This window comes from Acinetobacter sp. YH18001, assembly GCF_013416975.1.
In the GTDB taxonomy this organism is placed as follows: Bacteria; Pseudomonadota; Gammaproteobacteria; order Pseudomonadales; family Moraxellaceae; genus Acinetobacter; species Acinetobacter pseudolwoffii.
Genome location: NZ_VPEU01000024.1, coordinates 1 through 20,279, shown reverse-complemented (window position 1 = coordinate 20,279; position 20,279 = coordinate 1). Strand labels below are relative to the sequence as shown.

The window sequence follows — 20,279 nt, the reverse complement described above, 5'->3', positions numbered from 1 at the left end:
AGCGGCTTTTTAAACTTTATACTTTAAGAATCTTCAAAGTATCTTCTGAATAATAAAACTGTTCCAGATATCTGCGTGTACGTTCACGTAAATGACCTTGTGAAACCATCTGTTGAATGATTGGGTTCAACAATTGCTGTAATTCATGCTGGATTAAGGCTTCATCAATATTCAGATCACGCAGCAAGCTGTCAAAAGTATGTTCCTGATTGCGTACATACCAGGTATGAACTCCATCATGAACTTGCTGTTTTAGATAATCCGTCTGACGTAAATGATCCCAGATCTCATGTCCTAAACCGACTGTCTGATTTAAATCCTGAAGCTCAATATAATTTTTCAATACCGATACCGGCATATCTTTAATTTTATGCCAGAGATTGGCCTGAAAATGATAGAGTTTTTCATCATCAAAGTGCTGGTTCAGCACATGTTCACTCATCTGGCTCAGTTTTAAAATATTCTTTTGCAGATAACGCGCAATAGTACTGTCCAGATCCGTATCGGTGACATTTTCCAGTACCGACTTGCCCATTTTCATAAAACGGGAAACCCCGGGCACGCTTTTAGCTATGACAGAATTATCCAGATAATCCTGAATGGAATGCTGGATCAGTTGCGTGATCATGGCCGAAAATGCCGGATTATTCACGACGGTCTTAATCAGACGCTGACGATGGCCACTTTTACTGGCAACATATTGTGCGATTTTATCCACGGTCAGGACTGGAATCACATCGGCAATTTTGGTCGTATCGTTGGCCGGATGTACCAGTGCAAAACGGATATGCTCAGCAATCTGCTCAATCAGAAAGCTGCTGGCAGCAGTATCCAGAATCTGTTTTTGTAAAAGCTGATGAATCAGATCACAGCTCCATAGATCTTTCAGGTTCTGTTTACGTAACCACAGATAAAACGCATGAAACTCAGTTTGAATCGTTTCAGATTGAGAAAATGCCTGATCGAGAAAATCAAGTTGAGCATCGATCAACTGCTCAATCATCGGGTGTTTCTGCATAACGGCTCTGAAACTTAATTTAAAGGAATGAGTTTATCAGCAAGCGGGTTTTTTAGGGTCTGGGTCTTGGCCAGAAAAGGCAAATAATGTTGTGCCACCTGTTTTTCTGCTTCCAGAATCGGCATATGCCCGACATTGTTCAGAATCACCGGCGTTTCGGCACGTTTCAACAGGGCATGCAGTTCTTTAACCACTTCGACATTGATGATCCGGTCCTGTCTGCCCCATAAAATCAAGGTCGGTGCTTCAACTGTGCGGGTCAGGCGGGCAAAGGTTTCCGGTGTATAAATCCGGTTCAGCATCACGACCTGATCAATCGATTTACTGGTCTGCTCAGAACGTGAAATTAGCAGTTTTTCCTGTGCATACTGGAGCTGATAAGGAATCACCGGCGGGTTCTGCATCAGCTGTCTGGAGACATCTTGCAGATCACCGGGCTTGCTGACGATCAGGTCTTTTAGGGCTTGCGGGTCTTTGGTATAGGGCGTATTGCCCATTTTATACAGGCCGGCACTATTGATTAAAAACAGGCTTTGCGTATCGAATGGATATTGTGAGGCATAGACCGTGGCAATCGATCCCCCCAGGGAATGTCCGGCAATATGTAAATTCTCGTCTACATTTAAGGTTTCAATGAATAAACGCATCTGAAAAGTCACATTGGGCACAGAAACATCGAAATTCTCCGGAACCTTGGTATCGCCGTTGCTCGGCAAGTCAGGAATAATCACATGATAATGTGGAGTCAGAAACTGTGCGACCCGATTCCAGTTATCTCGCGTTCCTGCCAGACCATGAATCAGCAGAATTGAAGGCTTGTTCTTTGCACCACCTTCACTGTAGCTCCAGGTCACATCACCGATTTTAAGTGTCTTGGATTGAAGTCCAGCCTGTGTTCGTTCCTGCAGCAGATGTTGTTGTAATATTTTGGCAGGCTTTTCATTCGGCTGGCTAAACATATATTGACTATGTGCAAAGCTCGGCAATGCCATCGTAAACGCGACTAAGGTCGAGCAGATTATTTTCGAGCGCAACTTTATTATTTTCTTCATTGGCACATTCCCCAAAAAATACACAGCGAGCAAATTGCTCAAATACTTCCATGTTGTAAATTTGCTATTTCAGTCAAATAAAAACATTATTCTTCATTCTATTTTAAATCAATCCTGGCGCTTGTCACCCATTAGTTTTTTGCTGAACAGCATTGAATGATTTGAAAATGTGATGTGCTGCACATAAAACCCCTGCTGAAATGAAATTAGATAAATGTTAAAAATTTAAGCAGCTAAGATTTTTTGCAAGTGACATTCAAAAAAACTGGCAGTAAAATATTGCAACTAAAACATCGGTGATAGAAAAGAATGCTCACAGCTCAAGAAGCTTTAGAACGTCTTAAACAAGGGAACCAACGTTTTGTCAGCGGTGATACCTCGCATCCAAAACAACTGAGCCACCAACAGCGCGCAGAAATGGCAGAGGATCAGAACCCATTTGCAATTGTACTGGGCTGTTCAGATTCGCGTGTCCCGGCTGAAATGGTTTTTGATCAGGGTCTCGGTGATCTTTTTGTGATTCGTGTTGCAGGCAATATTGTCGCTCCATCACAGGTCGGGAGTGTTGAATTTGCGGCGGAACGCTATGACTGCGCTATTGTTGTAGTCTTAGGTCATAGTCATTGTGGCGCGATCCAGGCCACCATTGATACCTTAATGTGCCCAGATTGCCCGCCGTCGGCAAACCTGATGTCGATTGTGAATCGAGTACGTCCTTCAGTTGAAACCTTAATGCAAACTGAACTGAAAAATGACTTGGCAAAATTGTCCAAGCATGCCGTGCGTTCTAACGTATTTGCATCGGTTAACCAACTACGTCATGGTTCAGCAGTATTAGAAAATCTGATTGGTCAAGGACAACTCAAAGTGGTCGGTGCTGAATATTCACTGGAAACAGGTGAAGTATTGTTCTTTGATTTTTAGGCAAAATTTATTTAAATACAATCTAAAATAACTTAAAGGCGCTTTATAAAGCGCCTTTAATGTATGGATAGGCATTATTTAGCAGGATGGTTTGTGCTTTGGCATTTGGATGAATCAGATCCTTTTGCATCAGGGTTTTATTGCCGGCCACACCCTGCATAAAGAACGGTAACAATTTCACCTTATATTGCTGGCTCACTACCTTATAATTATTTTCAAAGGCCTTGCTATAGGCCTGTCCATAATTAGGCGGCATCTTCATACCAAATACCACGACTTTGGCCTTGGCTTTCTGGCTTTGCTGAATCAGGCTGGCTAAATTTTTTTGAATCATTTGCGGCGGCTGTCCGCGTAAGCCGTCATTACCCCCCAACTCAATGACCACAAGGTCTGGACGATGCGTCTGCAACAGTTTCGGCAGTCTGGCCAGCGCTCCACTGGTGGTTTCTCCACTGACACTTGCATTGACCACTTTATGCTGTTTCGGATACTGTTGCTCTAAACGTTTTTGTAATAAATGTACCCAGCCTTGTTGTGGCTGAATACCGTAACCAGCACTTAAACTATCACCTAAAATCATAATCGTCTTTGCTGATACCCCGAGCGGTAACAGGCACAGACTGAGCAAAAACAAGTAAGACAATACCCGAGTTTTCTGATTAAGATCTTTCATATAGGACACGTATGATTCAAAGTAGCAACGATTCGAACATCATGCCACAGGCGATTATTTCTGCCCAGAAATTGACACAAAAGATACAACTTTCACAAAAACAGCTGACTATTTTTGAGGGTCTTGATCTGGAGATTATGGCAGGCGAGCAGGTGGCAATTACCGGTCGTTCCGGCTCGGGGAAATCCACATTGCTAGGCATTCTGGCGACGCTTGATCAGTCCAGTTCAGGCCAGCTCATCGTCAGTGGCGAGTCGGTTTCTACCTTGAATGAAGAACAACGTGCGTTGGTGCGCCTGAAAAATATCGGGTTTGTGTTTCAGTCTTTTCAGCTCTTGCCACATCTGACTGCCCTTGAAAATGTCATGTTGCCACTGCGTTTACAGCCCAGTTTCAAATATGCAGAAGCTGAACAAAAAGCCTTGGCGCTACTGCATAAAGTTGGTCTGGATCGGCAGGCACAACAAACCCCGAAAGTCCTGTCTGGCGGGGAGCAGCAGCGTGTCGCGATTGCCCGGGCATTGGTCAGTGAACCGAAAATTATTTTTGCCGATGAACCCACAGGCAATCTCGACGGTGAAACTGCCAAGGAAATTGAACAGCTTTTGTTTCAGTTGAATCGGGAACTGGGTACGACCTTGGTGCTGGTGACGCATGACCGCAAACTGGCACAGCAATGCCAGCGACATTTTGAACTGCTGAATGGCCAGTTGATTGAACATCCGAGTGGAGGATGAGATGAACCCTCTATTTCGTCCTCTACTCACACAAAGTTTTAAAAGTACCGGAATTTATCTGTTAATTATTGCCTTAACTTTGGCGATTAGTGCAACAACAGCGCTCAAGTTTAGCAATGAACAGATTCAGAATGCAGTGGCCTTACAGGCCGCAGAAATGCTGGCCGGTGATCTGGTGCTTTCGGACAATGAGCCTCTACCAAAAGAATGGCGTGATCAGGCCAAACAGCTGGATTTACAGCAGTCCGAAGTCACTTTCTTTAGCACCATGGCTTATACCGATGAACAGTTTGTCATGGTCAATGTTAAAGCCATCGATCAGGCTTTTCCCTTGCGTGGCGAGCTGCGGCTGCAACCTGCAAAAACGAAGATTCAATCGGGTGAAATCTGGCTCAGTCCACGGGCTATGGACCTGCTCAAAGTCAAACTGGGCGATCAGCTGAATATTGCCGATGCGGCGTTTAAAGTTACCGCCAAGATTGAACAGGATTCTAATCAGGAGCTCGGATTTTCTGGCTTTTCGCCAACGGTGATTATATCTCAGGCGGATGTGGCGCGAACCAATGCGATTCAGGTGGGTAGCCGGATTGAATATCGCTTGCTCATGGCGGGTTCTCCAGACAGTACGCAAGAATATGAAGCTTTATTTAAGCAGCAGCTCAAGTCCGAAAACGGCTCGGCTGAAACGCCAGCAGAAGTGCAGGGACAGGAATTTGAGGAGCAAAGCAGTCTCCGGTTACGCAATGCCAGTGAGGGCAATACCCGCTTAATGAAGCCGATTGCCAACCTGGATACCTTCCTGCAACTGGCCAATATTCTGACCATTTTATTATGTGGTATCGCGATTGCTCTCACTGCGCAGCGTTATGTCCAGCAGAATCAAGATCATATTGCCTTGATGCGTTGTATCGGTGCGACCAAACAGCAGATTTTATCGGCTTATCTGGCCTTGCTCGGCACAGTACTGCTGATTGCCATGTCGATTGGTACGGTGGTCGGCATTGGTCTGGGTTATGGGTTATTACAGTTAATGCTGCAACTGATTCCCAACTTAGAAATTGAATTCTCTGCTATGGCGATGCTGCTCGGGCCATTACCAGTCGCGATGCTGACCAGTGCGGTGGTGCTGTTGGGCTTTGTCATGCCGAGCCTATTGCAACTGTTGAACACGCCACCAATTCGAGTAATCCGCCAGCAGGAAAAATCAGTGCAATCCATGCTGTGGATGCTGCTGACCGGAACGCTGAGCCTGATTATTTTTAGCGTGATTCTAACCGAAAATCTGCTCCTGACTGCCTGGGTAATTGGCGCGATTATTGTGTTATGTGCAGTGTTGTATCTGACGGTATGGTTGATCTTAAAACTGCTGCGCAATCAGAAATTGAATCTGTCAGCCTATGTACGAACACCATCTCAAACAGCCTTACAGATTACCGCTTTGGCCTTGGGTCTCAGTCTGATTACAGTATTAGCCGTATTGCGCACAGACCTATTAGAGCGTTGGCAGCAACAGTTGCCGCAAGGTACACCAAATCAGTTTGTGTATGGTTTGCCGCCGTTTGACATGCCAGACCTAAAAGCTCAAATTGAGCAGAATGGCTGGAAAAGTACACCACTTTATCCGAACGTTCGTGGGCGTCTGGTGGCTAAAAATGATCAGCCTTTTGCTCCAGAATTAGTCAAAAGCAATAATACTTTAAAACGCGAGCTGAACCTGACCCAGTCCGACAGCTATCCACAGGATAATGTGATTATTCGTGGTGACGCAGTTTTGCAACAGGTCGGCACGGTATCGGTCGAAGCCAATACTGCTGAAGAATTAGGTATCAAGATTGGCGACAAGCTCAGTTTCAGTCTGCCTGAAGGTGTGCTGGAAGCGAAGGTCATCAATTTAAGAACGGTCGAGTGGGAAAGTTTTAGTCCGAATTTCTTCTTTATTTTTGCCCCGAATAGCATGGATGCCAATGCCGGAAGTTATCTGGGCAGTTTCTATGTGCCGGAACAAGATAAGGACAAACTGGTGTCTGTGATCCAGCAATTTTCCAATACGGTATTTATTGATGTCAGCCTGATTCTGGAAGAGATCAAACGTATTGTGAATGTACTGGTGCAGATCGTGACGATTCTGGCCGTGCTGGTTAGTATCTCCGGTTTTCTGGTACTGATGGCTTGTCTGAATCTGCTCATGGATGAACGCAAACGTGAAGTGGCCTTGCTACGGTCATTTGGCAGCTCCAAACAAAAACTGAAAACCATGATGAGTCTGGAAATTGGTTTTATCGGACTGTTTGCCGGAGTGGTTTCCTGTCTGTTTGCCGAAGTGATTAGCGCAATCGCCAGTTATCGTATGGATTTAATGATTCAGCCACACTGGGAAATCTGGATTATCCTGCCGATTTTCATGACTGTGTTATGTGCGCTGATTGGCCGTTATCGTCTGAGCTATCTGTCGGACATTCCGCCCTTACAAAGCTTGCGCGAGATGAATCAGTAAGATTCATCTCCATGGCTTTTTAAATTCGCTGGTATTTAAAGCGGCAATGATTTAAAGCTGCAATTGTTGTCGCATCAGGTCGAGAATCTCTTGCCACAGTGGGCGAATTGCTTCGATCAAGGCCAAGTTATGTTGATAAAGCAGCACACAGAGGCCAAAACCAATCACTAAAGCGATCAGGTTGATCAGGCGGCTACGCTGCATTTTTTGTCCGGCATACCACAGCAAGGTTAAAAAAGCGCCCATCAACATGCCACCAATATGTGCGGCATTGTTGATTCCGCTGATCATAAAGCCCATGGCCAGGTTCAGACCCATCACCATCACCAAGGTCTTTTTATCTAGAATAAAACGTTGCTGGGGCAGCATCGGCAACAGGGCCAATACCGTCAGTGAAGCGCCGAGTCCCATCACCGCACCGGATGCACCGGCACTGACCGCCGGCAATAAACTTGGGTTGGCCACACCCCCTGCAATCAGATCATAGCTGTCCTGAATGTTCATATAGCCACTGAGCAAACTGCCCATTAAGCCGGCACACAGGTATAAGCCAATAAAATACATCCGGCCAAACAGTTGTTCGGCAACACTACCAAAAATATACAAGGCCCACATATTCAACATCAGGTGAATCAGGCCAAAATGGAAAAACATGCTGCTAAACAAACGCATGGGTTCCGCTAAATAGGTTAAAGGTGCATAATCGGCACCCCAGAGAATCGCATCTCGGGTACTCGGCTGGCTGATATCCATACCATTGATGGCCTGCCAGCCAAATAATCCGACATTAATCGCGATTAAAATGGCCGTGATCCACCAGAGCTGCATTTCAAGTTTGCGGTGTACGACAGGGGGAGCGTATTTAGACATGCTATTTTTTTTGCTGTGATTGTATATTTCGAATAAGCTTAACACGAAAAATCAAATTTTCAGGAGTAACGCACTGACATGAAAGCCTTTCTGATCCGCACGATATTAGTCATCGTCAGTGTGATTTTACTGATTCAATTGTGGATCTTTGCCAGTCTGGCCTGGTGGCGAACCAATCCGGTCAATACCACCATGATGATGCGGATTGATTACTGGACGGAACCTTCCAAAGCCATTCAACATCAATGGCGTCCCTATGATGAGATCAGCCTGAATCTGAAACGTGCCATTGTCACTGCAGAAGATGGAAAATTCATTCATCACCATGGTTTTGACTGGGACGGCATTCAAACTGCGCTGAATAAAAACCGGGATCAGGGCCGGGTGGTGGCTGGGGGGTCTACCATTTCCCAGCAATTGGCGAAAAACCTATTTCTGGTTAATAAGCGTTCATTTGTACGTAAAGGCCAGGAAGCGGTGGCCACCTGGATGATGGAACGCATGTGGTCGAAACAGCGGATTCTGGAAGTCTATTTAAACTCGATTGAATTTGGTGACAATATCTATGGCGTGGAAGCCGCAGCCAAACATTATTTTGGCAAAACTGCGCAAAGCCTGACTCAGGATCAAGCGATCTTTCTGGCGGCCATTCTGACCAATCCAAAATATTTTCAGGATCATCGCAACTCCTCTGCCTTAAATGCACGCAAGCGCATGATTCAGCGTTATATGCGTTATGCAGAATTGCCTTAAATAATTATTTAAAGAAAAAGCCCAGTTTTTGGGCTTTTTTTTATGAAATTGTCATCAATTTGAAGCATACTTGAACTGATAAGCACAATTTTAAATCCGCATAGGTTTGATATGAATACGGCAGCCAGCACTACTTCAGCACAGCCCGAATATACATATAATGATCGTTATATAAATCGTGAACTGTCTATTTTAGACTTCCATTTACGCGTCCTGGAACAGGCTGTCGATCCTTTACATCCCTTGCTTGAACGCATGAATTTCCTGTTAATTTTCTCGCGTAATCTGGACGAATTTTTTGAGATTCGGGTCGCAGGAATGATGGAACAGTTAGATTTGGACAATGAAAGTCGCAGTCCAGATGGCCTGACCCCAAAGCAGGTGCTGGAACAGATTTCCAAAACTGCACATGCTGCGATTGAACGCCAGTACCGTATTTTAAATGAAGAAATTTTGCCAAAACTGCGTGAGGAAGATATCTGTTTCTTGCGCCGTGGTGAACTGACTCCGGCACAATCGGCCTGGGTGAAAAAATATTTTCAGGAACAGGTTGCGCCCGTCCTGACGCCAATTAGCCTAGACCCTGCACATCCGTTTCCACGTCTGGTGAATAAATCACTGAACTTTATTGTGACTCTCGAAGGTAAAGATGCCTTTGGCCGTCAGATTGATCTGGCTGTGGTGCCAGCGCCGCGTTCGTTACCACGCGTGGTACGTCTGCCAGATGAATTAACCGATGGCAAAGAGCATCATGTGATGCTGTCCGCGATTATTCATGAACATGTTTCGGATCTGTTCCCGGGCATGACAGCGACCGGTTGCTATCAGTTCCGTGTCACGCGTAATGCCGATCTGGCCCTGAATGAAGATGTTGAAGATTTGGCTAAGGCGCTTAAAGGCGAACTCAGTTCACGCCGTTTTGGCCGTGCTGTACGTCTGGAAGTGACAGAAAACTGTCCGCAGCATATTTATGAATATCTGCTGAATGAATTTGATCTGGAAGAAGAGCAGCTTTATAAAGTCGCAGGCCCAGTCAATCTGGCGCGCTTACTGTCTAATTTCAAGCGCCCGCATTTACGCTATGATTCACATACCCCGATCATTCCCAAAGTACTGAAAAAATCTGAAAATATTTTTAGTGCCATGCAAAAACAGGATATCTTGCTGCATCATCCGTTTGAGTCTTTTGCACCGGTCATTTCATTGTTGCGTGAAGCTGCACGTGATCCACAAGTGCTGGCGATCAAACAGACCCTGTACCGCAGTGGCCCGGATTCTGAAATCGTGCAGGTGCTGGCGGAAGCTGCCCGCAATGGCAAGGAAGTCACGGCCGTGATTGAATTGCGTGCACGTTTCGATGAAGAATCCAATATCGAAGTGGCCAATGTCCTGCAAGAAGCCGGTGCGGTGGTGGTCTATGGCATCGTTGGCTATAAAACCCATGCCAAAATGATTCTGGTGGTACGCCGGGAAAATAATAAACTGGTGCGCTATGTACATCTGGGAACCGGCAACTATCATGCCGGTAATGCGCGAATCTATACTGATTATGGTTTGCTCACCACGGATAAAGACCTGTGTGAAGATGTGCACCGTATCTTTCAGGAGCTGACCGGTATGGGGAAAATGGCCAAGCTGAAAAAGCTGTTACATGCGCCATTTACCTTACATACCCAACTCATTAATTATATTGATAATGAAATCGTGAATGCCAAAGCAGGCAAGCCGGCGCAGATTATTGTCAAAGTTAATGCGCTGACCGAGATGCAGTTGATCAATAAACTCTATGAAGCTTCTCAGGCCGGGGTACAGATTGACCTGATTATCCGCTCGATTTGTAGTTTGCGTCCGGGATTGCCAGGTTTGTCTGAAAATATTCGGGTACGTTCGATTGTCGGGCGTTTCCTAGAACATACCCGCGTGTATTATTTCAGCAATAACGGTAATGCACGGGTTTACTGTTCAAGTGCAGACTGGATGGATCGCAACCTGTTTAACCGGGTCGAAGCCTGCTTCCCGGTAGAAGATGAAGCGTTGAAAAAACGCATCTATCAACAGGGGCTGCTTAACTATCTGAAAGATAATCAGCAATCCTGGTTATTACAAGGGGATGGAACCTGGCTGCGGGCACAGCTGCAAGAAGGTGAAAAGCCACATAATGCTCAACGCATTTTATTGGACTTGTTTAAATAAATGCTCTCAAGAGGCTGAAAATTCAGCCTCTTTTTTATCCAGAAAATAGCATTCAAGGGTTTTAATCAGAGGATATCAGCAGTTTGCGATAGATCTGTTTGACCTGGGCATACATCTGATAGTCAGTCAGCTGGAGCTGTATGTCTACTGGGGTTTTTTGCTGGCTGAGTAAGTGTAAGAGCTGCAATTCGGTTACCTTGAGACAGGTTTTGTCAGTGAGCTGGTACAGGATATGTTCTGCCAGTTCAGCATGGATATAGGCACCGCCACGCAAGACAATTTTCAGGCTTTCAGTAAACTGGATGAATGAAGCCTGAGGTTGGATATAGCTATTTGCACCAGATAAGATTGCTGAATAAATGAGTGCTGTGGATTCACTCTTGAGTACGGCAACTACAGGTGTATTTGGGGTATGCCGTTTCATCTGGCCGATGAAATGAATCTGTGAGGCTTCTGTCAGGTGATAAAGAATCAAGTTAGGCAGATGTTCGGCAATCATCTCTTGTGCAGATTGGAAATTGTCTGCATACAGCAGCATATCTGGTTGATAGCCCAGTTGTTGTAGCACAGTCTGAGTTTTGGACAGGTCCAGGTCAGTAGATGAAGCGATGACTAAAACCGGTGCAGGCAAGAGGGCAGCCAATAAGCTCAATCCTGTTGATTCTGAGAGAAGGCTATACTGTGGATGAAGCAAAATAAAATGAATATCCCAAAAAATAGGGATTTAACGATAATTACCTCATCTTCGTCTTAAATAGCATTTATTACAGATTAAAACCAATGACAGCAACAGTCAGTTTGAGACTTTAGCAGGTCTATGATGGTTGGCTATATCCACTTTGAGATATAAAAAAAGGAGCAACGGGTGTGCTCCTTTTTATCATCTAAAATTTTAGCTCAAGCAGCATTGTGCTGAGTGATTTTTTGGAAAATCTGTAATAACACATCAAATTCGCTTTGTAGCGGTGTACTTTTACGCGTCACCAATGCCAGGGTGCGGCTTGGTGCAGAGTTGATTGGCTTGACCAGAATCTCAGGATTGGCTTTGATCATATTGGTATAAATCGCAATTTCTGGCAATAAAGTAAAACCAAGATTTGCAGAGACCATTTCGATTAAAGTCGGCAAAGAGCTGGCTTTTAAACGATGATCATTTTTACGCTCACCAATCGGGCAGGCACTCAGGGCATGATCACGTAAGCAATGACCCTCCTCAAGTAGCATCAGGCGAGACAGATCCAGATCTTCCAGAGAATTCGCTTGTGCAGCGTGTTGATCTGATTTTTGATAAACCAGATACAGATTTTCTTTGGCAATCTCGGCCACTTTCAGGCCGCGTGTATCGAAAGGCAGCGCCAAGGCCACCATATCCAGGTTGCCATGTTCCAGTTTTTCTACAATTTTCTCGCTTTGTGCTTCATGCAGATGCAACTGGATTTTTGGTAATTGTTTATGCACTTCTTCTAGCAGCTGTGACAGCAGGAAGGGAGCAATCGTAGGAATCACGCCAAGATGTAAATCACCGGTTAAGGGTTCACTCATCTCACGACTTAAACGCATCAAGTCCTGAGCATCAGCCAGTAGAACACGTGCGCGTGCAACCACTTGTTCACCAAGAGGCGTTAAACGAACATTCTGGCGGTCGCGTTCAACAAGTACGCCACCGAGTAAACGCTCCAGCTCCATAATGCCGCCAGACAAAGTTGACTGGGTGACAAATGAGCGGCGAGCAGCTTCTGTAAAATGTAGCGTCTCTGACAGTGTTACGAGGTATGACAGCTGTCTTAAGGAGGGTAGTGCAGCCATAGTGTCCTAATGTTTATGATTTAAAATGATCAGCAAATAATTCGCTAAGATATGGAATAAAATGCGGTGGGATATCATGCCCCATTCCATCAATTAATTCAAATTTAGCCCCTGGAATCGCTTTTGCAACGGCCTTGCCATGACTAGGAGGCAGCAATCGATCACGAGCACCATGAACCACCAGGGTCTCTTGCTTGATTTGCTTGTTCAGTTGCAGCAATGAACCTGTACATAATATTGCTAAAAACTGTTGAAGTACACCGGCAGGATAGTAACTTCGTTTATATAATTTACGTGCGGTCTGCACCGCTTCCAGATGATTGACATAACCTGGCGAACCGATGATGTTAAACAGTTTTAGACTATGATCTACAATACCATCTTCATCTGTTGAAGCCGGTTTGTCAATCAAACTAAAGAGTTGCTTGGGAAAGGGCGGCGGCAGTAGTGGCTGATTGTTGCTGGTAAACAGTAAACCCAGTTTTTTGACTTTGTCCGGATAGCGTGCCGCCAGAATCTGGGCAATCATGCCACCCATGGATGCACCCAATACATCAACCTGATCCAGCCCCATTTTTTCAATCAGCAGACTGACATCTTCAGCCATATCATACAGGTCATAAGGTGCCCCCTGATTGCCCAGACCGAGCACAAAACGGCTCATCATTTTCAGGGTGTTCAGGCGTGGGCCCTTGTTATGGATTTTTGAAGACAGGCCAATATCGCGATTATCAAAACGTACCAGATGGAAACCTTGATCAATCAATGATTTACAAAAAAAGTCAGGCCAGTACAGCACCTGTGCACCCAGTCCCATAATCAGGAGCAGCGTAGGATGTTCCGGATTTCCACCCACCTCGACATGTAATTCCACACCATTACCCAGATCAACTCTGGTTTCACGCATGAAAGAACTATATGGAGAAAGATTAAACTGTAATGCGCTGTGCATAATTGCTGTCCTAATTAAAGGATATTTTGTTTAAAAAATATCCTGAGTATTAAACCTCTAAACCACAGCAGGAATCAAGTCAGGAACCTGCTTGGTCAAAGACAGACGTTGTTTGCCCGCAGTTGCACCCAAGAGTACAAAGCCACGTAAAGTGCCGCTACCGTCGATGGCTTTGGCCAGCATGCCATCTTCCAGCTCTTCAGTTTCCCAGGTGACCTCAACATCGACTGGTGCAGGCAGGACAGTTAAAGGTGCAGCAGGCGTTTTCACTGCCACTGGCATAGCCGGATAATGTACAGCCGTATGTTCGCCATTCAGGGTTTTTGCTAGCGCGCGCGCCTGTTGCATGATGGGCATGACATAAGGCAATAAGGTACCATTCACTTCAGCACAGTCACCTACGGCATAAATATCGGCATGATTGGTTTCCAGTTGTGCCGTGGTTAAAATTCCACGACTGGTATGAACATCTGCCTGTTTGGCCAAAGAAATATTCGGCTGTAGACCTACCGCAGACAAAACAACATCAGCAACGAGAGACTGACCATTGGCCAGCATGACCAAATAGTCACCATTTTCAGCACGAGAGACCTTCTCGACCGTGGTGCCCAAGACGAAATGAATGCCGGTTTCTTCAAGGTTTTTCTGGAAGGCCGTTGCAACATGTTCAGGTAATAAACGGCCCAGCGGTTGAGGTGCCAGATCGATCACTGTGACCTGATGCTCGGTATTTTGCAGGTCATTGGCAAATTCGCAGCCAATCAGGCCTGCGCCTAAAATCACCACGCGTTTATCTTCACGTGCCGCCAGATTGCTGCGGAACGTCTTATAGTCACTTAAATTATTCACCACATGAATGTCATCACTGGCATCACCGGAAATGGCTAAACGTACCGGGTTGGCACCGACCGCCAAGACCAGTTTGGAATAATTCTGCGTGCTTTCCTGACCATCTTTCTCAAGTACCAGCTGATGATCTTCCGGATGAATGGCTTTGACCCAAGTCTGCTGTTCAATCCGCATATTCAGTTGTGCCGACATTTTTGCAGCATCGCCCAATGCAATCTGTTCAGGCGCTTTTTTGCCAACCAAAGCATTGGAAAGGGTAGGTTTGGCATAATTTATCGCATCATCCGCGCAAATCATCCGCAGTTCATGCTCTGGATTAAGTTTGCGAAATTCACGTGCTACAGCATAACCTGCCATACCTGAACCAATAATAACGATAGGATGCATAGTCGTTTCCATGCTGTAGGGCTCCATGCTGTTTTATATGAGGATAAAAAGGACATAAAAAAAGACCATATCGACATGGTCTTTAACTGGGCGTGCTCAGACTTCGATCATTTCGAAATCGACTTTAGACACGCCACAATCTGGACAGGTCCAGTCATCGGGGATATCTTCCCATTTGGTTCCCGCCACGATGCCGTCTTGAGGCCAACCTTCCGCCTCGTCATAAATCCATCCACAAACGATGCATTGATACTTTTTCATGTAACTCTCCAAAACTGAGCAAGTGTAACCGTCAGCTTAAAATCCATAAAATGGCAAGACTCTAAAAGAATATGACTTTTTAACAGTGAACATATTTGGCTAAATTTTTACGCAGTTCTATTCAGAAAGTAAAGTGAATAAAAGCTTAATCAGCGAAATTAGCAGCAGAATGACTTTGGGATTCAGTATTTCTCTGAAAATGAGTCAAATCGGCTTTGCTGGCAAATGCTGTGGAGTGATGAAGCGGCTGCTGTGGCAAAATTTAGCTTAAATGATGCGTTATAGACCAAAGTCGTGCAGTAAAAACTGAGGTTTTTATATAATTTAGAATCAGTAAAGTCTGGATTAAATATTTTTATAATAAATGAATATAATAAAATCAATAACTTGTGCTTAAATATTGGGTTTTTATTATACAGCTCGGCTTGTTCATTGGCTGGAAATAGGTTTAAAATTCGCATATTCCTTTTCTTTTTTAAGATCTCCCATGAGCAATTTGTCTACTTCTTTGTGGTCTCACATTCGTACGGTCCAAGATTTTCCAAAACCAGGAATTTGCTTTTATGATTTGACCCCACTTTTCATGAGCAATATTGGTCCATTGACTGATGCCCTGATTGCCAGCATTCCTGCTGACAAACTGGCAGAAGTAGAAAGCTTTATCGCAGTGGAAGCACGTGGTTTTGTGTTGGCGAGCCTGTTGGCACAACGTACCGGAAAAGGTTTGTTATTGGTGCGTAAAGCAGGAAAATTGCCGCCTCCAGTCGTGGGTGTCGGTTATAGCCTGGAATATGGTCTGGATCGTTTAGAAATGTCTGCGGAAGTTCAGTCTCAGAAAGTCATCATTGTTGATGATGTTCTGGCAACAGGCGGAACTTTAAAAGCGGTAAATGAATTGGCACTCAAATGTCAGCATGAAGTACTAGGTGCAAGTATCTTTCTTGATCTTCCTGATTTGCATGCTGAATTAGGTCTGGATATCTGGTCAGTACTGGATGATAAATCTCAGCCTGAAGCTGCGGTTGCCTAAATTGTAGATTTAAAAAAAAGCTCCTCAATATCGGTAATGCCGGTCAGTTAAGAAATTGACTGGCATTTTCTTTTTTAAATTCATGATCATATTTGACAAGTAGAAAAGTCATCCGCAACTGTTTGAGGCAGGACTAGATTTAAAAATGATTGTTTCTGCGACAAATTTACTAGTCGATGGTGGCTGACGAGTTTTGCGGACGATAAATGCCTTTGGTTACTTTGGGCGAAACCAAAGTAACAAATTATTTTCAAGTATTTGATTTATAAAGTTAAGACTCCGCCGTGAATGACTAAAAAGTTAAAGAGTCTATTTCTAAACTCCTTAACTGATCAGCATTACCTCAATATCGGGGCTTTTTTATTGTCTGATAAAATGATGTTCAATTTCCTGAATCAGCGTATTAATCTGTTCAGGATGTTCTAGTCGATGATGGCCGCCATCAACTGCCTGAATTTGCATATAGTCTTCAAGCTGTGCCTGAACTGCATGCATATCCAGAATTTCATCGCCCAGTTCGAGATAGGCAAACTGCGGAATGTCATGCTGTAAATCGCCATGACAAATTTCCGGATAATCATCTCTGAAATTGGGTTGCAAAATGGGATTCGCCACCACACAGGGAAGGTGATAAGCCTGCGACATTTTCAATGCCCAATAGCCGCCAAGATTATGGCCCACCAGAATATCTGGTTTGATGGTTTCAATCATCTCATGATAAAAATTGGCGACCGAATTATAGCTCAGATTACGATAATCGACATCAATACAATATTTATGCACGACATCAATTGCATGAAACTTGGTGGATTCTCTGGAGGAATCTAAGCCATGTAAAAACAAAATCTTAGACATAATCTTACTCATTTTTATGGGGCATGCCATATTGGTATTTATTGATTGGCACATCATCTTCAATCTGAGCATCATTGTAGAACGTGTGGACATTCAAGGCAGTTAGCTATTGGTCTAAGCCAGCATTTTTCTGCGCAGTGATTGGCTCTACCTCGTCACACACTAGGACTTTCATCTAAGTAATCGCATAATCGGTCCCAAATCGAGCTGAATTGTATTGGTAGAGTGGATTAGATTGACGGGATAAGGTTGGGAAAATGCCAAGATAGTGGATTTTTCCAAAGAAAAGCCGCTTCCTGAGAGTGTTTAAGCTACGATTTGGGTAGGATTTCTGCTATTCTATGCAACTTCTATTTTTTAACTAATCTTATTCGAGGCAGAGATGACGCAAACTAACGCTCAATCGACTTCTGAACAAATCATTTCCGAAAACGATTTAATTGCACAGCGTCATGCCAAGTTAAAGCAAATCGAAGCTCAGGCACAAGAAACTGGTAAAAGCCCATGGCCAAATACCTTTAAGCGTGAGCATTATGCCCAAGATTTACAAGACCAGTTCGCTGATAAATCTAAAGAAGAAATTGAAGCAGGCGAAAAGGTCTACGTCAAAGTTGCCGGTCGTGTGATGTTAAACCGTGGTTCATTTATTGTGATCCAGGACATGACAGGTCGTATCCAGCTTTATGTCGCCCGTAAAGAACTCGCTGCAGATGTACTTGCGACCATCAAAGGTTTAGACCTTGGCGACATTATTGCAATCGAAGGTTATATCGGTCGTTCAGGCAAAGGCGATCTGTATGTACACATCGAACATTTTGAATTATTAACCAAATCATTGCGTCCGCTGCCAGACAAGTTCCACGGTCTGAATGATACTGAAGTAAAGTATCGTAAACGTTATCTTGATCTGATCGTGAACGAAGAAACCCGCAAAACCTTTGAAATTCGTGCCAAAGTGGTTGCAGGTATTCGTGCCTTCCTGACTGAAAAACGCTATATGGAAGTTGAAACGCCAATGATGCATGTGATCCCAGGCGGTGCTTCTGCACGACCGTTTGAAACGCATCATAATGCACTAGACATGCCATTGTTTTTGCGTATTGCGCCAGAGCTTTATTTAAAACGTTTGGTGGTGGGTGGTTTTGAACGTGTGTTCGAAATTAACCGTAACTTCCGTAACGAAGGGGTATCTACGCGTCACAACCCAGAATTCACCATGATTGAATTCTATCAAGCCTATGCAGATTATAAAGATCTGATGGAATTGACTGAGCAGATGCTGGAAAAACTGGCGCTGGATATCTTGGGTTCGACCGATGTGCCTTATGGTGATGAAGTGTATAGCTTCAAAGGGCCATTCAAGAAAATTTCAATGTTTGATGCAATTCTGGAAAATAACCCGCAATTTACTCCGGAAAATGTCAATGACCGTGAGTTCCTGGCAAAATTCCTTCAGGAAGAATTGAAAGAGCAAGTGAAGCCAGGTTTTGGTCTGGGTAAGCTGCAAACGATTGTGTTTGAAGAAACAGTTGAAACCAAACTGCGTCAACCAACATTCATTACGGAATATCCAGCGGAAACTTCTCCATTGGCACGTCGTAATGATGACAATCCGCACATCACTGACCGTTTTGAATTCTTTATTGGTGGTCGTGAACTGGCAAATGGCTTCTCGGAATTAAATGATCCAATCGACCAGGCGGAACGTTTCCAGGCACAGGTTGCGGAAAAAGATGCGGGTGATGATGAAGCGATGCATTATGATGCAGACTTTGTAGAAGCACTGGAATATGGCCTACCGCCAACAGCCGGTGAAGGTATTGGTATTGACCGTCTGGTGATGATCTTTGCCAATGCAGCAAGTATCCGTGATGTGATCTTGTTCCCGCATATGCGTCATAAAAACTAAGCTTAAGCTATGTTCAATAACCCACCATTGTGTGGGTTATTTTTTTTGGTAGAAAGGTTTAAATGCCTGAGTAAAAAACAACAGTTTAGTCGTTGAAAATTAACATGAGAGCGATTATGGTGAAGCAGAAAATAAACTTGAGAATATGCATCCCATGTTTCTAAAAAAATCATTATTGAGCGTGCTGTTGACTACGCTTTCCCTCCCTGTATTTGCCCAGGGGCTAGTTTTAAATGATGCGAACTTACGTACCGATTTAAACTGGTTAAACCAGCAGGGCGTAATTCAGATCAGTACATCGACTTGGCCATTGAGTGGGGATGAAATTCGACGTGCCTTATCTAATGCACAAGTCAATAATACAGTCCAGCAGCGTGTGATCGACTCAGTTCTTGCTAAATTAAATGCGGATAATCAGCAGGTAAAATTAGGTTTATTTGCTGAGACGGATCAAAAAAATATTCCACAGGCTTTTGGGGATCAGCAAAAATCGCAATTTCAAGTTGCTTTGGAGCTGAATGCCGGTAACAGTAACTGGGATGCCAAGCTTCGAGTAAATGCTGAAAAAGATCCACAAATTGATAATGATCAGGATGTGAATCTTGAAGGCTCTTATTTAGCTGGGAAACTCTGGAATCAATGGCTAATTGCTGGCCAGATCCCAACGTACTGGGGCCCAGGCCATGATGGTAGCTTGATTCGGGGCGATGCCAGTCGTCCAGTTTATGGTTTTAGTGCGCAACGCGCAGAGCAAAAAGCCTTTGAAAATAAATGGCTCTCTTGGGTAGGACCATGGCAATATCAGGCTTTTGCAGGTCAACTCGATGACTATAGTGCAGTTCCAGATGCCAAATTGATTGGACTGCGTGTTACGGCTCAGCCTTTATCTTATCTAGAGCTCGGTGCATCTCGTGCTATTCAATGGGGGGGTGAAGGAAGACCTGAAAGTTTAAGTTCGCTGTGGGATGCGTTTGTCGGTAATAAAGATAATGGAGGTACCGGTGAGCCAGATCCATCGAATCAGATTGCTGGCTTTGATGCACGTTTAAATCTATTTCCTCTTGTACAGGTTCCCATGGGTGTATATGGCCAATATGTAGGTGAAGATGAAGCAGGTGGTTTGCCTGCGAAAAAAATGTATCTTGCCGGCATTGACTATTCTTCCACTGTAAAGAATATGCCTTATCAACTCTACACAGAATGGGCAGATACGCGAACTAATGGCAAGGTTCAAGGTATTTCCTATAACCATACTAATTATACTGATGGTTTTTATCAGCATGGTTATCCTCTAGCACATGCTTTAGGGGGGGATGCACAGATGGTTTCAGTCGGTGGTGATATACGGATTGACCCTATGAATCGTTTATCTGGTCGAGTGTTAGTTGCTGATGTAAATCAGGCGGAGCGTGCTGCTTCAAACAATGCAGCCTTCGCCTTTGATGATAAAATTAAAGCGCTGGATGTGACATGGTCGCATTATATTCGACCCGAAATGCCATTAATAATTAATGCT

The 20,279-nt window shown here is 44.3% G+C and carries 18 protein-coding genes; 8 read left to right on the top strand and 10 right to left on the bottom strand.

The window, feature by feature from the left end:
* Window positions 1-16: 16 nt before the first annotated feature.
* Both FTV48_RS09140 and FTV48_RS09135 read right to left on the bottom strand, forming a co-directional pair.
* Window positions 17-1,018, bottom strand: a complete 1,002-nt coding sequence (locus tag FTV48_RS09140; RefSeq protein ID WP_100328825.1) for a hypothetical protein — start codon at window positions 1,016-1,018, stop codon at window positions 17-19.
* Window positions 1,019-1,032: 14 nt separating this feature from the next.
* Window positions 1,033-2,070 carry an alpha/beta fold hydrolase gene (locus FTV48_RS09135; RefSeq protein WP_074383096.1) on the bottom strand — a complete coding sequence of 346 codons (1,038 nt, stop codon included), beginning with the start codon at window positions 2,068-2,070 and terminating at the stop codon, window positions 1,033-1,035.
* 309 nt (window positions 2,071-2,379) lie between these two features.
* Between FTV48_RS09135 and FTV48_RS09130 the strand changes: the two genes are divergently transcribed.
* Window positions 2,380-2,994, top strand: coding sequence for a carbonic anhydrase (locus tag FTV48_RS09130; protein ID WP_005096244.1), 615 nt, complete (start codon window positions 2,380-2,382; stop codon window positions 2,992-2,994).
* A 43-nt stretch (window positions 2,995-3,037) separates the two neighbouring features.
* Here the strand turns inward: FTV48_RS09130 and FTV48_RS09125 are convergent, their stop codons facing one another.
* Window positions 3,038-3,667 (bottom strand): arylesterase, encoded by a 630-nt coding sequence (locus FTV48_RS09125; RefSeq protein WP_005096245.1) that lies wholly within the window; start codon window positions 3,665-3,667, stop codon window positions 3,038-3,040.
* A gap of 11 nt (window positions 3,668-3,678) precedes the next feature.
* Here FTV48_RS09125 and FTV48_RS09120 point away from each other — a divergent pair, with 11 nt between their 5' ends.
* Window positions 3,679-4,404 carry an ABC transporter ATP-binding protein gene (locus tag FTV48_RS09120; protein ID WP_180000101.1) on the top strand — a complete coding sequence of 242 codons (726 nt, stop codon included), beginning with the start codon at window positions 3,679-3,681 and terminating at the stop codon, window positions 4,402-4,404.
* 1 nt (window position 4,405) lies between these two features.
* Window positions 4,406-6,898 carry an ABC transporter permease gene (locus tag FTV48_RS09115; RefSeq protein ID WP_005096250.1) on the top strand — a complete coding sequence of 831 codons (2,493 nt, stop codon included), beginning with the start codon at window positions 4,406-4,408 and terminating at the stop codon, window positions 6,896-6,898.
* A gap of 51 nt (window positions 6,899-6,949) precedes the next feature.
* Here FTV48_RS09115 and FTV48_RS09110 read toward each other — a convergent pair whose 3' ends face one another.
* On the bottom strand, window positions 6,950-7,768 hold the full coding sequence (locus tag FTV48_RS09110; protein WP_005096251.1) for a rhomboid family intramembrane serine protease: 819 nt from the start codon (window positions 7,766-7,768) through the stop codon (window positions 6,950-6,952).
* A gap of 78 nt (window positions 7,769-7,846) precedes the next feature.
* Between FTV48_RS09110 and mtgA the strand changes: the two genes are divergently transcribed.
* Entirely contained in the window at window positions 7,847-8,521 is a 675-nt protein-coding gene (mtgA, locus tag FTV48_RS09105) for a monofunctional biosynthetic peptidoglycan transglycosylase (protein ID WP_005096252.1), read from the top strand.
* A gap of 111 nt (window positions 8,522-8,632) precedes the next feature.
* A complete protein-coding gene (gene ppk1, locus FTV48_RS09100) occupies window positions 8,633-10,714 on the top strand; it encodes a polyphosphate kinase 1 (RefSeq protein ID WP_100355284.1) in 2,082 nt (693 codons plus the stop codon).
* 61 nt (window positions 10,715-10,775) lie between these two features.
* Here ppk1 and FTV48_RS09095 read toward each other — a convergent pair whose 3' ends face one another.
* From FTV48_RS09095 to rubA, 5 genes are all read right to left on the bottom strand, one after another.
* On the bottom strand, window positions 10,776-11,357 hold the full coding sequence (locus FTV48_RS09095) for a response regulator transcription factor (RefSeq protein ID WP_180000098.1): 582 nt from the start codon (window positions 11,355-11,357) through the stop codon (window positions 10,776-10,778).
* A 254-nt stretch (window positions 11,358-11,611) separates the two neighbouring features.
* Complete coding sequence (oxyR, locus tag FTV48_RS09090; RefSeq protein ID WP_005172010.1) at window positions 11,612-12,520, bottom strand: LysR family transcriptional regulator OxyR; 909 nt, start codon at window positions 12,518-12,520, stop codon at window positions 11,612-11,614.
* Between the two features lie 13 nt (window positions 12,521-12,533).
* The gene (gene estB / locus FTV48_RS09085; RefSeq protein ID WP_100357259.1) at window positions 12,534-13,472 is read right to left on the bottom strand and encodes an esterase EstB; all 939 of its coding nucleotides are present in this window, start codon (window positions 13,470-13,472) and stop codon (window positions 12,534-12,536) included.
* 57 nt (window positions 13,473-13,529) lie between these two features.
* A complete protein-coding gene (gene rubB / locus FTV48_RS09080) occupies window positions 13,530-14,708 on the bottom strand; it encodes a rubredoxin reductase RubB (RefSeq protein ID WP_100328821.1) in 1,179 nt (392 codons plus the stop codon).
* Between the two features lie 96 nt (window positions 14,709-14,804).
* A complete protein-coding gene (gene rubA / locus FTV48_RS09075) occupies window positions 14,805-14,969 on the bottom strand; it encodes a rubredoxin RubA (RefSeq protein WP_005096258.1) in 165 nt (54 codons plus the stop codon).
* A 487-nt stretch (window positions 14,970-15,456) separates the two neighbouring features.
* Here rubA and FTV48_RS09070 point away from each other — a divergent pair, with 487 nt between their 5' ends.
* Window positions 15,457-15,999, top strand: a complete 543-nt coding sequence (locus FTV48_RS09070) for an adenine phosphoribosyltransferase (protein WP_005096259.1) — start codon at window positions 15,457-15,459, stop codon at window positions 15,997-15,999.
* 360 nt (window positions 16,000-16,359) lie between these two features.
* On the opposite strand, the gene FTV48_RS09065 is transcribed toward FTV48_RS09070, so the two are convergent.
* A complete protein-coding gene (locus FTV48_RS09065; RefSeq protein ID WP_005172003.1) occupies window positions 16,360-16,854 on the bottom strand; it encodes a YqiA/YcfP family alpha/beta fold hydrolase in 495 nt (164 codons plus the stop codon).
* Between the two features lie 382 nt (window positions 16,855-17,236).
* On the opposite strand from FTV48_RS09065, the gene lysS reads away from it, so the two are divergent.
* Together lysS and FTV48_RS09055 are read left to right on the top strand one after the other, a co-directional pair.
* The gene (lysS, locus tag FTV48_RS09060) at window positions 17,237-18,763 is read left to right on the top strand and encodes a lysine--tRNA ligase (protein WP_180000096.1); all 1,527 of its coding nucleotides are present in this window, start codon (window positions 17,237-17,239) and stop codon (window positions 18,761-18,763) included.
* A gap of 154 nt (window positions 18,764-18,917) precedes the next feature.
* Window positions 18,918-20,279 (top strand): capsule assembly Wzi family protein (locus tag FTV48_RS09055; protein ID WP_180000094.1); only part of this gene is annotated, 1,362 nt, incomplete at its 3' end.